This window comes from Pseudooceanicola nanhaiensis, from assembly GCF_020171315.1.
GTDB lineage: Bacteria > Pseudomonadota > Alphaproteobacteria > Rhodobacterales > Rhodobacteraceae > Pseudooceanicola > Pseudooceanicola nanhaiensis_A.
In genome coordinates this window covers 364558-379118 of record NZ_JAIUZP010000005.1, presented here as the reverse complement: position 1 = coordinate 379118, position 14561 = coordinate 364558, and the positions used below count along the sequence as shown (strand labels likewise).

Genomic DNA, 14561 nt, shown 5'->3' with positions numbered 1-14561 from the left:
AGGGGCAAAAATCCGACCTCTCCAATTTCCGCACTGCGGCAACGAAACCGCCAGAAAGGCGAAAACGCGGCGTTCCCGGCTGCCAAGCGTCGGTTTTTGTACTGTTGTCCCCGGCCCCAAGCCGATATCAACACGCGGGAGAAGTATGCGCCGCGCACGAATCTTGCGCGGCATCACTATGGGAGACCACACTTATGAAGGTACTCGTACCTGTGAAACGTGTGATCGACTACAACGTGAAAGTCCGCGTGAAAGCGGATGGCAGCGGTGTCGATCTGGCCAACGTGAAGATGTCGATGAACCCCTTCGATGAAATCGCCGTGGAAGAGGCGATCCGTCTGAAGGAAGCCGGCAAGGCCGAGGAAGTCGTCGTCGTTTCGATCGGCGTCAAGCAGGCGCAGGAAACCCTGCGCACCGCACTCGCCATGGGCGCCGACCGTGCGATCCTCGTCGTGGCCGCCGATGACGTGCACACCGACATCGAGCCGCTCGCCGTCGCCAAGATCCTTGCCAAGGTTGCAGAAGAAGAGCAGCCCGGCCTGATCATCGCGGGCAAGCAGTCGATCGACAACGACATGAACGCCACCGGCCAGATGCTGGCAGCCCTGCTCGGCTGGTCGCAGGCGACCTTCGCCAACACGCTCGACGTGGACGGCGACAGCGCTACCGTGGCCCGTGAGGTCGACGGCGGCCTTCAGACCGTCAAGGTCAAGCTGCCCGCCATCGTCACCGCCGACCTGCGCCTGAACGAGCCGCGCTATGCCTCGCTGCCGAACATCATGAAGGCAAAGAAGAAGCCGCTGGACGAAAAGACCGCCGCCGACCTCGGCGTCGATGTCGCCCCGCGCCTCGAAATCGTGAAGACCTCCGAGCCGGAATCCCGCCAGGCCGGTGAGATCGTGCCCGACGTGGACACGCTGGTGGCGAAACTCAAAGAGAAGGGGATCGTGTAATGGCTGTTCTTCTGCTTGCCGAGATCCAGGACGGCACCCTGTCCATGGACGCCACCGCCAAGGCCGTTTCCGCCGCGAAGGCCCTCGGTGACGTGACCGTTCTGGCCGTTGGCGCCTCCGCCAAGGCCGCCGCCGACGAGGCCGCCACCATCGCGGGCGTCGCCAAGGTGCTGGTCGCCGAGGACGCGCTCTACGGTCACCGCCTCGCGGAACCGACCGCGGCGCTGATCGTGTCGCTGGCCGGCGACTACAGCCACATCGTGGCCCCCGCGACCACCGACGCGAAGAACATCTTCCCCCGCGTGGCCGCCCTGCTGGACGTGATGATCCTGACCGACGTGACCGCCGTGGTCGACGCCGACACCTTCGAGCGTCCCGTCTATGCCGGTAACGCGATCCAGACCGTGAAGTCCAAGGACGCCACCAAGGTCATCACCTTCCGGACCTCGACCTTCGAAGCAGCCGCCACCGGCGGCTCCGCCTCGGTCGATGCCATCGGTGCTGCCGAAGATCCCGCGATCTCCGAGTGGGTCGAGGACAAGGTGGCCGAGAGCGACCGTCCCGAGCTGACCTCGGCCGGTGTCGTCGTCTCCGGTGGCCGCGGCGTGGGTTCGCAGGAAGACTTCGCGCTGATCGAGAAGCTGGCCGACAAGCTGGGCGCCGCCGTCGGTGCCTCGCGCGCTGCGGTCGACTCGGGCTTCGCACCCAACGACTGGCAAGTGGGTCAGACCGGCAAGGTCGTCGCGCCCGAGCTCTACGTCGCCGTGGGCATCTCCGGCGCAATCCAGCACCTCGCCGGGATGAAGGACTCGAAAGTCATCGTCGCGATCAACAAGGACGAAGAAGCGCCGATCTTCCAGGTCGCCGACTACGGCCTCGTGGCCGACCTCTTCGAGGCCGTCCCTGCGCTGATCGAAAAGCTCTGATCCTGCGGGCTCCGGCCCGTTCCGATCCCCGAAAGGCCCGCGCCCGGCGCGGGCCTTTTTCGTGGCACCGTTGCGGGGTCAGCCCGGCTTGCGCTCAGACCGCACCCTGCTCCCGGCCGCTGCGCCCCTGAAGCTGGGTCTGAAGCGCGCTCACCAAAGCCTTTGCGGCCTCGACCTGCGCGCCCAGGCCCAGCATCTCGGCCGCCGCCGGGGCCTCCAGCTCGTTGAACACCATCCCCTCGCCACGCCGGGCCTGCGCCTCGGCGCTGACGATCACCTCCACCACCTGCTGCACGCGGGGCCGCAGCGCCTCGATCATCGACCGGTCCACGAACAGCGGATCGGAGCGCATCTCCGCCTCCAGCACCGCATCCCCCGGGGCATGATTCGACAGCCAGAGCAGCACCACCGGTGCGCCGATCCGCGACAGCAGCCGGTCCATCCGGGCCGACCAGGCGGCCTTCAGCTCCCCCCGCACCATCTCGAACCGCTCCTCCGAACGGGCGCGCAGGTGTTGCAGCATATGCCGGGTGAAATGGAACTCCGTGAAATCCACATCGCGGAACACGGTGCGCAACAGCTCCGAGGCCTGAAGGAAGCGATCGTTGCGCCGCGGATGGACCCCGTAGAACCGGTTCGACATGTTCTGCGCCCCCATCACCTGGATCACCACGGCCTTCGCCCCGGAAGCGATCTGAAGGATCGCCGGGTCGTGCAGAAAGGCATCGACGCCCGCGTTCATCCAGCCAAGGTTCACGCAGGCCGTCCCCAGCTCATCCTCCACCAGCGCCGGAAACGGCCGCGGGATGAACTTTCCATAGGTCTCCGATCCGCCGAGGAAGGCAACGTAGGGCCCATCCAGCGTGCGCTTCGGCCCACGGAACAGGATCTTCGACCGGCCATACCGGCACGGGTAATACTCCAGGGCCTCTTGCCCCAGTTTCTCGTAAGTCATGGTTCCCACCACTTCAGTCCACCGGGCCAGATTCCCCCAAAACACTTTCCATCCGCCTAAACCCCTCATTTTCCGAAAAATTTAACTGGCCTCCCGACCCCTGCCCTCCCTTGCGGTTTCCCCCGTCAGGGGCCTATTCTGCGGCCAGTATTCAAGCCACCGCAGCGAGGGATAAATGGAGATCGAAAAGGTCGGCGTGATCGGCGCGGGGCAGATGGGCAACGGGATTGCCCATGTGATGGCCCTTGCAGGCTACGACGTGATGATGACGGACATCAGCCAGGACGCCCTGGACAAGGCCGTCGCCCTCATCGGCAAGAACCTCGACCGGCAGGTCAGCCGCGAGAAGATCGCACAGGCGGACCGCGATGCCGCGATGAGCCGGATCTCCACCACGCTGACGCTGACCGACCTCGGCCAGACCGACCTCGTGATCGAGGCGGCGACCGAGCGGGAGACGGTAAAGGACCAGATCTTCCGGGAGCTTCTGCCCGCGCTGAAGCCCGACACGATCCTGACCTCGAACACCTCGTCGATCTCGATCACCCGTCTGGCCAGCCGCACCGACCGGCCCGAGAAGTTCATGGGCTTCCACTTCATGAACCCGGTGCCGGTGATGAAGCTGGTGGAACTGATCCGCGGCATCGCCACGGACGAGCCGACCTACAAGGCCTGCCTCAACGTGGTGGAACGCCTCGGCAAGACCGCGGCCTCGGCCGAGGATTTCCCGGCCTTCATCGTGAACCGCGTCCTGGTGCCGATGATCAACGAGGCGGTCTACACGCTCTACGAAGGCGTCGGCAACGTGCGCTCGATCGACGAGGCGATGAAGCTCGGCGCGAACCATCCGATGGGTCCGCTGGAGCTGGCCGACTTCATCGGCCTCGACACCTGCCTCGCGATCATGAACGTGCTGCACGACGGGCTCGCGGACACCAAGTACCGCCCCTGCCCGCTGCTGACCAAATACGTCGAAGCCGGTTGGCTGGGCCGCAAGACCGGCCGCGGCTTCTACGACTACCGCGGCGAGACGCCAGTCCCCACCCGCTGATAGGGCGGGCCGATCCGGTCCATCCACTGTTCGAAAATATCCCCGCCGGAGGCTTTAAAATCTTCTGTTCCGACAGAAGAGATTTGAGGCCTCCGGCGGGGATATTTGTAAACAGTGGATGAGGGCTACTCCCCCTCCGGCTCCTGCATTTCGAGCTGAAGGGCCGCGGGTGCAGCGGCCTTGAGATCGTCGAGGCGCAGCTCGTGGCTGGGCCGGGCGAGGCGGTTGCGCACGACCCAGTGCAGCCGTTCCTCGGCGCGGGTGATCGCCACGTAGGCGAGCCGCTTCCAGAGCGGCTGGCCAGCCTCGTTGCGGCCCGCGCGGGCGGCGGCGTAGAGATCGGGCGCAAAGACCTGCACGTCGGACCATTGCGAGCCCTGCGCCTTGTGAATCGTCACCGCCGCGCCATGCAGGAAGGTGGCGCCCATATGGGCGGCGTAGGGGATGAAGGGCTCTTCCTCGTCGGGCTTCTCGATCTTCACGATCGAGGCGGCGGAGATCTGCGGGTCTTCCGCGCCCATCAGGTGCAGCCGGGAGAAGCCCGCGCGCCGCCCGGGGCCGAGGTAGATCGCCTGCGCCCCCTTGATCAGCCCGCGCGCTTCCAGATCGAGGCGCTTCTTGCGGTGCTTCAGGGGCAGCTCGATCCCGTCGCAGATAAGCGGCTCCCCGGGCAGGAGCGCATCGTCCGGCGCGTTGTAGACCGCGCGGAAGGCGTTGATCAGCTTGATCCGGGTCACGTTGCGCCAGACCAGCACCGGCGAGCGCGCCATGAGGTCGACCTCGACCCGCTGCGCCCAGCGGACGCGGTCGTCCTTGCGGGCGGCCTCCTCGATCATGCGTTCGAAGGTTTCGAAGGTGAGCGCCGGGTCGGCAAGCGCATGGGCGAGGTCGAGGATCGGGTTGTCGGCATCCTGCCGGTGAATGCGGTTCAGCGTCAGCACTGCCGGTTCCGGGAGCCGGTCGAAGACCATCTGCCCGGACTGGCCCACAGGGGCCAGCTGGGCCGGATCGCCGAAGAGGATCAGCGTCGGGAAGATCTCCTTGAGGTCCTCGAACTGCTTCTCGTCCAGCATCGAGGCCTCGTCCACGAAGCCCACGTCCAGCGGATCCTCGCGCCGTTTCCAGCCGGTGATGAAATCCGAGCCGCGCAGCCCGGCGGCCGCGAGCGCCCCGGGGATCGACTTGTTGGTTTGGTAGAAGGCCAGCGCCCGGTCGAGCGCCACGTCGCTGAGCCCCTCGATCACCGGGCGTTCGCCGTCCTCGGCCAGCCATTCGGCGATCTTCTCGTATTCGGGATCATAGACCGGGGTGTAGAGGATGCGGTGGATCGTCGTCGCCGGTACGCCACGCAGCCGCAGGACCGAGGCCGCCTTGTTGGTGGGCGCGAGGATCGAGAGCGTGCGGCGCTCCTTCGACTTCTTCGGCTCGTAATCGCCCGAAACGACGGCCAGCCCGGCCTCGGCGCAGGTGCGTGAAAGCTCCGCCAGAAGGAGCGTCTTGCCGGAGCCCGCCTTCCCGGTCACGGCGAGGACGCGGGAGCGGGTGCCGCTGTCGGGGCGCGTCGTGCCGTCCTCGACGTCGACGCCCGCCTCGCGGAGCATCTCGGCGATACGGTCCCAGGCCTCCGCCTGATCATGGGAAAAGGTGAGCGAAGTCCCGGCCATGACGGCAATCTAGCCGCGCCGGCGGGTAGACGCCAGTGCCCGCACGACAGGTTTCCGTCCCGGCGTCAGCCGACGACGATCAACCCGTAGGCCTGCGCGAGCGCGACGGCCTGCACGGTATTGCCCGCCTTCAGCTTGCTGCGCACCGAGTTGATGTGATCCCGCAGCGTATGCTCGGAGATCGACAGCTCCTGAGCGACCTGCGCCCGGCTCTTGCCCTGTGCCAGAAGGGTCATGGTTTCGCATTCCCGGGGCGACAGAAGAGCCGTCGTATCGGGCCCGCTGTGATCGCAGAGCGCCAGCACCTTGCGGTGGATCGTATGGGCCAGCAGCAGCAGCGCATTGCCCTGCTGGCGCACGAAGAGCGCCCAGTCCTCGTCCGACACGTCGCTGGTGGCGGTCAGCAGCGCGAACTGGCCACGGGGGCCGCGCACCGGGATGCTGAGCCCCTGCCAGCCGACACCATGGGCATTGGCCTCGGCGCGCATGTCCCGGGCGATGCGGCTGCTCCAGTCGAGATCGGCCCAGTTCACCACGCCGAAATGGCGTGACGCCCCGAGGATCACCGGGTCCATCATCGCGTAGTTGCGCTGCTTGTAGTAGTCGAGCCAGTCCTCGGGGAGCGTGCCGAAACGGCAGGGACGCACAGGCGCCGTCACCCAGGTGTAGTTCAGGTGCTGCACCCCGAAGTCATCGCGAAACCGCACGATGAGCTCCTGCAACTCATCATGACCGCCCACGGCTTCCACCGTCTGACAGTTCGCCTCCATCCTGTCGGCGCTCGAATGTCGCATCCCAAAAGGCCTTTATCTTCGCGCGGCACTACCCTTGCGCGAACTGAGCTTTGCGACGTTCCCGATCCGGCCCTGCCGTCCTGGCCGCTTTCACCGCCCGTGCGGTTCGCCATCCCGGTGAGAGACCGGCGATCACGGGCATCGGGCTGCTCACCGGGTCCGGCCGTGTGAGAGACCATTGCATGGGTCGGACAACAGATCATCGCGCCGCCGGACAACTAGATATTGCCAGTCGCGGGCGATCAATCCCCCCATTTCGGAGGATTGGGGTGGAATGCATTAATTCTTGGAAAAAGGGCGCCAAAAACATTCATAAGAATGTGTCTTGCAATCTTCGCGAATTGCAAAAGCCGGGCGTCAGATGCGCCGGCCCCGAAATCGGGACCGGCGCGATTGGATCAGGAGCGTGCCGCGAGGACGTCCTCGACCGTGCGCAGACCGGTGCGCGGCGCCTGCACGAGAACCGCCATGTTGCCCGGTTTATGCTGGTTTCTCAGCATCTTGATATGGGCATCCGGAATCTGGTCCCAGGGGAAGACCTCGGACATGCAGGGGTCGATCCGGCGTTCGACCATCAGCTTATTCGCCGCGGCCGCCTGTTTCAGATGGGCGAAATGCGAGCCCTGAATGCGCTTCTGGTGCATCCAGACATAGCGGGCGTCCATCGTCAGGTTGTAGCCGGTGGTGCCGGCACAGATCACGACCATGCCGCCCTTCTTGCAGACGAAGGTCGAGACCGGGAAGGTCGCCTCGCCGGGGTGCTCGAAGACCATGTCGACGTTCACACCCTTGCCGGTGATGTCCCAGATCGCCTTGCCGAACTTGCGGACCTCGCCGAACCATTCCTTGTACTCGGGCGTGTTCACCTTGGGCAGCTGCCCCCAGCAGTTGAACTCCTTCCGGTTGATCACGCCCTTCGCGCCAAGGCTCATGACGAAATCGCGCTTGTCCTCTTCCGAGATCACGCCGATCGCATTCGCCCCCGCCGTGTTGATCAGCTGGATCGCGAAGGAGCCGAGGCCGCCCGAGGCGCCCCAGACCAGCACGTTGTCGCCCGGCTTCAGGTCATGCGGCTCGTGGCCGAAGAGCATCCGGTAGGCGGTGGCCAGCGTCAGCGTGTAGCAGGCGCTCTCTTCCCAGGTCAGGTGCTTGGGCCGCGGCATGAGCTGCTGCGCCTGCACGTTGGTGAACTGTGCGAAGGAGCCGTCCGGGGTCTCGTAACCCCAGATCCGCTGGCTGTCGGAGAACATCGGATCGCCGCCGTTGCATTCCTCGTCGTCGCCATCGTCCTGGTTGCAGTGGATCACGACCTCGTCGCCCACCTTCCAGCGCTTGACCTTGTCACCCACCGCCCAGACAACGCCCGCGGCGTCGGAGCCGGCAATGTGATACTCGGCCTTGTGCACGTCGAAGGGGCTGATCGGAATGCCCAGACCGGCCCAGACGCCGTTGTAGTTCACGCCGGCGGCCATCACGAGCACGAGAACCTCGTGGCTGTCGAGCGTGGGGGTATCCACGACCTCGACCTGGAAGCTCTTGTCGGGCTCGCCGTGCCGTTCACGCCGGATCGCCCATGCGTACATCTTCTTGGGCACATAGCCGAGCGGCGGCAGTTCGCCGATTTCGTAAAGGTCCTTCTCGGGCGCGTCGTAAGCCGCGATGCCCGTTTCCGTATCAAGCGCCATGACAGCCTCCTCATGCGATTGCCGCGATGCAGAATCGCGGTGGGTGCTCATCGGATATAATCCGTCACGAAACTTTGCAATGCAAGAAACGCAACTTTTGTAATTTTATGTCGCGTAAAATCCGACGTTTCCGCAGGCCCGGCGCGGAAACCCTGCGCCGGCTCAGGCCGATAGCCCTTAAAATACGCGAGAATCAGCCAAAGCCGCAGAAAAGTTTCCGTTGGGTCGCGCTGCAGGCCCGTCTTTGCCCAGTGTCCGCCTGCGCGACGGGCGCAACAGGTGTAGGATAGGCCGTGACGCCGCGTTGCGGCGAATTGACAAAGCCATATTCTGTCCGCTAAGACCCGCTCGACGTAAGATTGTTGCTCACCCGGGATCTCCCGCCCTGCCGCACGAGGGTGCCATGACCGATAAGATGACCGAGACCAAGAAAGACCGCCCCTGGCTCTTCCGGACCTATTCGGGCCATTCCACGGCTGCGAAGTCGAACGCGCTCTATCGTTCGAACCTCGCCAAGGGGCAGACCGGCCTTTCCGTGGCCTTCGACCTGCCGACCCAGACCGGCTATGACAGCGATCACGTGCTGGCGCGCGGCGAGGTGGGCAAGGTCGGCGTGCCGGTCTGCCATCTGGGCGACATGCGCACCCTCTTCGACCAGATCCCGCTGGCCGAGATGAACACCTCCATGACGATCAACGCGACCGCGCCCTGGCTGCTGTCGCTCTATATCGCCGTGGCGGAGGAACAGGGCGCCGATACCACCACGCTGCAGGGCACGGTGCAGAACGACCTGATCAAGGAATACCTGTCGCGCGGCACCTACATCTGCCCGCCCAAGCCCTCGCTCAAGATGATCGCCGACGTGGCGGAGTACTGCTACACCAACGTGCCCAAGTGGAACCCGATGAACGTCTGCTCCTACCACCTGCAGGAGGCAGGGGCGACGCCGCAGCAGGAGCTGGCCTATGCGCTCGCCACCGGCATCGCCGTGCTGGACGAACTGCGCCCCCGGGTGGCGGCAGAGGATTTCCCGGCGCTCTGCGGCCGGATCTCCTTCTTTGTGAACGCGGGCATCCGCTTCATCACCGAGATGTGCAAGATGCGCGCCTTCGTCGACCTCTGGGACGAGATCCTCGAAGAGCGGTATGGCGTCGAGGACCCCAAGTACCGCCGCTTCCGCTATGGCGTGCAGGTGAACTCCCTCGGCCTGACCGAGCAGCAGCCCGAAAACAACGTCTACCGCATCCTGATCGAGATGCTGGCCGTCACGCTCTCCAAGAAGGCCCGCGCCCGCGCGGTGCAGCTTCCGGCGTGGAACGAGGCACTTGGCCTGCCGCGGCCCTGGGACCAGCAGTGGTCGCTCCGGATGCAGCAGATCCTCGCCTATGAGACCGACCTGCTGGAATACGGTGACCTCTTCGACGGCAACCCCGCCATCGACGCCAAGGTCGAAGAGCTGAAGGCCGGCGCGCGCGCCGAGCTTGCCAACCTCGGCTCCATGGGCGGGGCGATCGGCTCGATCGAATACATGAAGTCGCGCCTCGTGGACAGCAACGCCGACCGGGTGAACCGGATCGAGCGCGAGGAGACCGTCGTCGTCGGCGTGAACCGCTGGAAGGAGGCCGAGCCCTCGCCGCTGATGGGCGAGGACGGCGGCATCATGACCGTCGACCCGGCGGTCGAGGCCGACCAGATCGCCCGGCTGACGGAGTGGCGCGACCAGCGCGACGAGGCCGCGGTGCAGGCCGCCCTCTCCGCCCTGCGCGAGGCCGCCGAAAAGGGCGAGAACATCATGCCTGCCTCCATCGCGGCAGCGAAGGCCGGGGCCACCACCGGCGAATGGGCGGCGCAGATGCGCGTGGTCCACGGCGAGTACCGCGGCCCCACCGGCGTCTCCGGCGCGCCCTCGAACAAGACCGAGGGGTTGGAGGAGATCCGCGACGCGGTCGATACCGTCTCGTCCCGTCTCGGGCGGCGGCTCAAGTTCATCATCGGCAAGCCGGGCCTCGACGGTCATTCCAACGGCGCCGAGCAGATCGCCTTCCGCGCCCGCGACTGCGGCATGGACATCAGCTACGAGGGCATCCGCCTGACGCCGGAAGAGATCGTCTCCCGCGCGCAGGAGGAAGGCGCCCATGTGGTCGGCCTCTCGATCCTCTCCGGCTCGCACATGCCGCTGGTGGAAGATACGCTCGCGCGCCTGCGGGCGGCGGGGCTCGACCATCTGCCGGTGATCGTGGGCGGCATCATCCCCGACGAGGACGCCAAGCGCCTGCTCGAGATGGGGGTGGCCAAGGTCTATACCCCCAAGGACTTCGAGCTGAACGCGATCATGAAGGACATCGTCACCCTCGCCGATCCGCAGAAGGTCGCGGCCGAGTAATCGCCTTCATCTTTCCGCAAGCACTCTCGGGGGTCCGGGGGCAGACAGCCCCCGGGTCTCACCCCACGCGGTAGCGCGCCCGGATGCCCACCGGGAAGGAGACCGACCGCGCGATGAAGCAGACCTCGTGGATGCGCTTGTGGATCGCATCGGCCACATGCAGGTCTGTGCCCGCCGCGACGGTGATCCGCGGCCGCAGCTCCGCCCGCAGGAAGCGCCCTGCCCCGCCTGCACCATGCTCCCCCACGCCATGCGGATTGTCCTCGTAGCCCAGCACGACGATCCCCGCGTCCGAGGCATAATGCAGGAACCACAGCATGTGGCACCCGGCCAGCGCCGAGAGCAGCAGGTCCTCCGGGTTCATCTTCGCGGGATCGCCGCCCAGCATCGGATCGTTGGAACAGGGGATCGGCGGTTTGCCCGGCGCGGCCACGTCCCATGTCCGGTCGTAGGCGCGGTAATGGGCCGTGCCGTCGCCCCGGTTCCCGGTCCAGCGGATGTGAGAGGTAAAGACCTGATCGTCCATGGGGGCCTCCTGCGCCGATGGGGCCATCTGGCGCAGGCCGGGCCCGGCGATCAAGCGGTGGGGCTGTGCGCCCCCGCACGGGCCGGGAAACGCTCTGCCAGATCGCGCGCGATCCGCCGGTCCTCGGCACTCACCGCACCGCGGCCATGGGGCCGGAAGCGCGCCCGGAAGGCCTCCAGCAGGTCCGCCTCTGCCACAGCTTCCACCGGGTAGCCGAAGCGCGCCAGATCGGCGTGGAAATCGCCCTCCCGCGCCGCCCCGGGCCAGACGGAGAGGCCCTGCCGCGCCAGCCTGCGCCAGTCGAACCGCGGGCCCGGGTCGATCTTGCGGCCCGGCGCCATGTCGGAATGGCCGATGACCCGCGCAGGCGCGATGGACCACCGCGCGAGGATGCCGGGCAGCAGCGCCTCCAGCGCCGCCATCTGCGGCTCGGGGAAAGGATGCATGCCGGTGTTGGCCAGCTCGATCCCGATGGAATGGGAATTCACATCCTCGCGCCCGCCCCATGCACCGACCCCGGCATGCCAGGCGCGGTCACGCTCGCGCACCATCTGCCAGATGCGGCCGGTTTCCGAGATCAGGTAGTGACAGGAAACGGGGCCCAGCCCCTCGGGCGGGCAATCGTCGCAGAGGCGGCGCAGGGCATCCTCGGCGTTGGTCATGGCGGTGTAGTGCAACACCACCATGTCCGGGTCGCCGCCGTGTCGGCGGGCATTCACGTTGGGCGAGGCCTGCCAATGGGCCAGCCCTGCGGCGGCAGCCCCGTCCGGTGCGCCGGACGGGACGCTGTCGTCCTCAGCCACCCTGCCGGGCCGCGGCACCGGCGCGGCGGAACGGCCGCGGGTCCCAGCTGCAGGCGTAGCCGTCGCCATCGGGGTCAAGGCTCATGCGGTCACGCTGCGGCCCGCCGTTGCTCAGGAAATCCTCCTGCGCGAGGTCGGGCGAGGCGTATTTGGCGCAGTTGCGCGCGTTGCGCGCGGCCACGTTGAAGCCGCCACGGCTGTAGACCTGCTGGCCCACCGGGTTCGAGGTCTGCAGCGCATAGGCCACGATGTTCGGCCCGGAGGAGGTCCGCTCGGGCAGGGCCTCGGGCTGGACGACCTGGTAGTTCGCCCGGTTCTCGGCCATGCGTTCCTTGTCGCTCTCGATCGAACGCAGGTCGCCGACGGCGCTGAAATCATTCTCGCGCGAGAGGCCCATAGGGCCCACTGCCTCGGGCGGCGGGTTGTTGGGGCTGGCCTGAAGCGGCACCTGCCCCGAGTTCGCCTGTGCCGCGTTCAGCGCGGCGCGGGTCTCGGCGGCGATGTCATCTGCGCCACCGGTGGCAGTGGTTGCCGTGCCGAGCGCCGCGCCGGTGGCGACGGGCTGCGACAGGTTGGACGGCACGTTGACGCTGCCGCCGTCCAGCGGCTGCGCCGTGACCTGCGCGGGCGCCGGCATCGCGTTCACCGGGCTTGCGCTGTTCATCGCGGACATCGGGGCCCCGCCTGCGCTGCCGGTACGCTGCGGCGGCAGCGAATAGGTCCGCCCGCCGCCCGTGGCGAGGGCAGCTTCGCGCTGCTGCTGATAGCTTTCGTAGTCGCCAAAGCCCACACCGGCGGCGCTGTCGGGCACCGTCGGGGAACATGCGGAGAGCGCAACAAGGGCCACAACTCCGCAGGAAATCATCCGCTTGGACATGTCTGTCCTCTCTATCGCCTGCTCCTGACGGGCAGGTTTACCACCATTTGGCAGGCTTATCCACGAAGCCCGCCGCCGTCTCCAGCGCAAGGGCGGTATTCAGCAGATCTGCCTCTTCCCAGGGCCGGCCGATGAGCTGCAGCCCGAGGGGCAGGCCCTGCTTGTCCAGCCCTGCTGGTACCGAAACGCCGGGCAGGCCCGCAAGGTTCACCGTCACGGTAAACACGTCGTTCAAGTACATTTGAACCGGATCGGCGTCCTTCATCTCGCCCAGCCCGAAGGCGGCGGAGGGGGTGGCGGGCGTCAGGATGGCGTCCACGCCCTGCGCGAAGGCCTCTTCGAAGTCGCGCTTGATCAGGGTGCGGACCTTGCGGGCACGGTTGTAGTAGGCGTCGTAGAACCCGGCGGAGAGCACGTAGGTGCCCACCATGATCCGGCGCTGCACCTCGTGGCCGAAGCCTTCGGCGCGGGTCTTCTCGTACATCTCTGTGATGCCGTCGCCCTGCGCCAGCTTGGCGCGGTGGCCATAGCGCACGCCGTCATAGCGCGCGAGGTTCGAGGAGGCCTCGGCCGGGGCGATCACGTAGTAGGCGGGCAGCGCGTATTTGGTGTGGGGCAGCGAGATGTCCACCACCTTGGCGCCCGCGTCCTTCAGCATCTCGGTGCCGCGTTTCCAGATCGCGTCGATCTCGTCGGGGATGCCGTCGATGCGGTACTCGCGCGGGATGCCGATGGTCTTGCCCCGGATGTCGCCGGTCAGCGCGGCCTCGAAATCAGGCACGGGCAGATCGGTCGAGGTGCTGTCCTTGGCATCATGCGAGCACATGGACTGCAGCATGATCGCGCTGTCGCGCACGGTCTTGGTCATCGGCCCGGCCTGATCCAGCGAGGAGGCGAAGGCGATGATGCCCCAGCGGGAGCAGCGGCCATAGGTCGGCTTGATCCCCACGGTGCCGGTGAGGGCACAGGGCTGGCGGATCGACCCGCCGGTGTCGGTACCCGTCGCGCCGAGGCAGAGGTCCGCCGCCACGGCCGCGGCCGAGCCACCGGACGAGCCGCCGGGCGTCAGCGCGGTGTCGTCGTTGCCGCGCCGCCACGGGTTCACCGCGTTGCCATAGGCCGAGGTCTCGTTCGAGGAGCCCATGGCGAATTCGTCCATGTTGAGCTTGCCCAGCATGACCGCGCCATCGTCGAAGAGGTTCTGCGTAACGGTCGACTCGTACTCGGGCTTGAAGCCTTCGAGGATGTTGCTCGCCGCCTGGCTGGGCACGCCCTTGGTGCAATAGAGGTCCTTGATCCCCAGCGGGATGCCGCAGAGCGCGGGCGCGTCGCCGGCCTTGAGGCGGGCATCGGCGGCCTCGGCCTGTTGCAGGGCGATCTCGGGGGTCTTGTGGACGAAGGCGTTCAGCGCACCGGCGCCTTCGACGGCGCTCAGGCAGGCCTCGGTCAGGGCCTTCGAGGTCACGTCACCGCTGCGCAGCAGGTCGCGGGCCTCGGCAATGGTCAGCTTGTTCAGTTCGGTCATCGGGTCTCGCCTCTCTCGGCAGGCACATCGTCAGCTGTGGGGGCACAGCGCGGCAGGTGGGCGGCAGGGGCTCGGGCGCGCAGGCAGGCGCGGCCCGGGCCAGCGTGGCTTATTCGACCACCTTGGGCACGGCGAAGAAACCTTCGCGGGCATCGGGGGCATTGGCGAGGATCTTGTCCTGCTGGTCGCCCTCGGTCACCACGTCCTCGCGCCGCTTCAGGCGCTGCGGGGTGACGGAGGTCATGGGCTCCACGCCCTCCACGTCGACCTCGTTCAGCTGTTCGATGAAGCCGAGGATGTTGTTGAACTCCTCCGCAAGCGCGGGAAGCTGGTCGGGCTCAACCTTGATCCGGGCCAGCTTGGCCACGCGGGCGGCGGTATCGGTGTCGATCGACATGGCGCGTCTCTCCTTTGGTCCC

The 14561-nt window shown here is 66.7% G+C and carries 13 protein-coding genes; 4 read left to right on the top strand and 9 right to left on the bottom strand.

All coding sequences use genetic code 11. From position 1 onward, the window contains the following. The first annotated feature begins 194 nt into the window (after positions 1-194). Both LCM32_RS09445 and LCM32_RS09440 read left to right on the top strand, forming a co-directional pair. A complete protein-coding gene (locus LCM32_RS09445; protein ID WP_222491061.1) occupies positions 195-953 on the top strand; it encodes an electron transfer flavoprotein subunit beta/FixA family protein in 759 nt (252 codons plus the stop codon). Beyond that, positions 953-1879: an electron transfer flavoprotein subunit alpha/FixB family protein gene (locus LCM32_RS09440; protein WP_224820796.1), complete on the top strand. Its 927-nt coding sequence runs from the start codon at positions 953-955 to the stop codon at positions 1877-1879. The genes LCM32_RS09445 and LCM32_RS09440 overlap by 1 nt, the downstream gene beginning before the upstream one ends. A gap of 94 nt (positions 1880-1973) precedes the next feature. Here LCM32_RS09440 and LCM32_RS09435 read toward each other — a convergent pair whose 3' ends face one another. Further along, complete coding sequence (locus tag LCM32_RS09435) at positions 1974-2834, bottom strand: DUF6473 family protein (protein WP_224820795.1); 861 nt, start codon at positions 2832-2834, stop codon at positions 1974-1976. 175 nt (positions 2835-3009) lie between these two features. Between LCM32_RS09435 and LCM32_RS09430 the strand changes: the two genes are divergently transcribed. After that, complete coding sequence (locus tag LCM32_RS09430; protein ID WP_224820794.1) at positions 3010-3885, top strand: 3-hydroxybutyryl-CoA dehydrogenase; 876 nt, start codon at positions 3010-3012, stop codon at positions 3883-3885. A gap of 125 nt (positions 3886-4010) precedes the next feature. Here the strand turns inward: LCM32_RS09430 and LCM32_RS09425 are convergent, their stop codons facing one another. From LCM32_RS09425 to ccrA, 3 genes are all read right to left on the bottom strand, one after another. After that, the gene (locus tag LCM32_RS09425; RefSeq protein ID WP_224820793.1) at positions 4011-5549 is read right to left on the bottom strand and encodes an ATP-dependent DNA helicase; all 1539 of its coding nucleotides are present in this window, start codon (positions 5547-5549) and stop codon (positions 4011-4013) included. Positions 5550-5614: 65 nt separating this feature from the next. Continuing rightward, complete coding sequence (locus LCM32_RS09420) at positions 5615-6343, bottom strand: helix-turn-helix transcriptional regulator (RefSeq protein WP_224820792.1); 729 nt, start codon at positions 6341-6343, stop codon at positions 5615-5617. Positions 6344-6741: 398 nt separating this feature from the next. Beyond that, the gene (gene ccrA / locus LCM32_RS09415; protein ID WP_224820791.1) at positions 6742-8028 is read right to left on the bottom strand and encodes a crotonyl-CoA carboxylase/reductase; all 1287 of its coding nucleotides are present in this window, start codon (positions 8026-8028) and stop codon (positions 6742-6744) included. A 415-nt stretch (positions 8029-8443) separates the two neighbouring features. On the opposite strand from ccrA, the gene LCM32_RS09410 reads away from it, so the two are divergent. Continuing rightward, a complete protein-coding gene (locus LCM32_RS09410; protein WP_224820937.1) occupies positions 8444-10411 on the top strand; it encodes a protein meaA in 1968 nt (655 codons plus the stop codon). Between the two features lie 58 nt (positions 10412-10469). Here LCM32_RS09410 and LCM32_RS09405 read toward each other — a convergent pair whose 3' ends face one another. From LCM32_RS09405 to gatC, 5 genes are all read right to left on the bottom strand, one after another. Continuing rightward, positions 10470-10937, bottom strand: coding sequence for an OsmC family protein (locus LCM32_RS09405; RefSeq protein WP_224820790.1), 468 nt, complete (start codon positions 10935-10937; stop codon positions 10470-10472). Positions 10938-10987: 50 nt separating this feature from the next. Then, on the bottom strand, positions 10988-11623 hold the full coding sequence (locus LCM32_RS09400) for an N-acetylmuramoyl-L-alanine amidase (RefSeq protein ID WP_224820936.1): 636 nt from the start codon (positions 11621-11623) through the stop codon (positions 10988-10990). A 109-nt stretch (positions 11624-11732) separates the two neighbouring features. Next, positions 11733-12617, bottom strand: coding sequence for a hypothetical protein (locus LCM32_RS09395; protein WP_224820789.1), 885 nt, complete (start codon positions 12615-12617; stop codon positions 11733-11735). Between the two features lie 37 nt (positions 12618-12654). After that, positions 12655-14142, bottom strand: a complete 1488-nt coding sequence (gatA, locus tag LCM32_RS09390; RefSeq protein WP_224820788.1) for an Asp-tRNA(Asn)/Glu-tRNA(Gln) amidotransferase subunit GatA — start codon at positions 14140-14142, stop codon at positions 12655-12657. 109 nt (positions 14143-14251) lie between these two features. Continuing rightward, entirely contained in the window at positions 14252-14539 is a 288-nt protein-coding gene (gatC, locus tag LCM32_RS09385) for an Asp-tRNA(Asn)/Glu-tRNA(Gln) amidotransferase subunit GatC (protein WP_222491051.1), read from the bottom strand. Between the last annotated feature and the right edge of the window lie 22 nt (positions 14540-14561).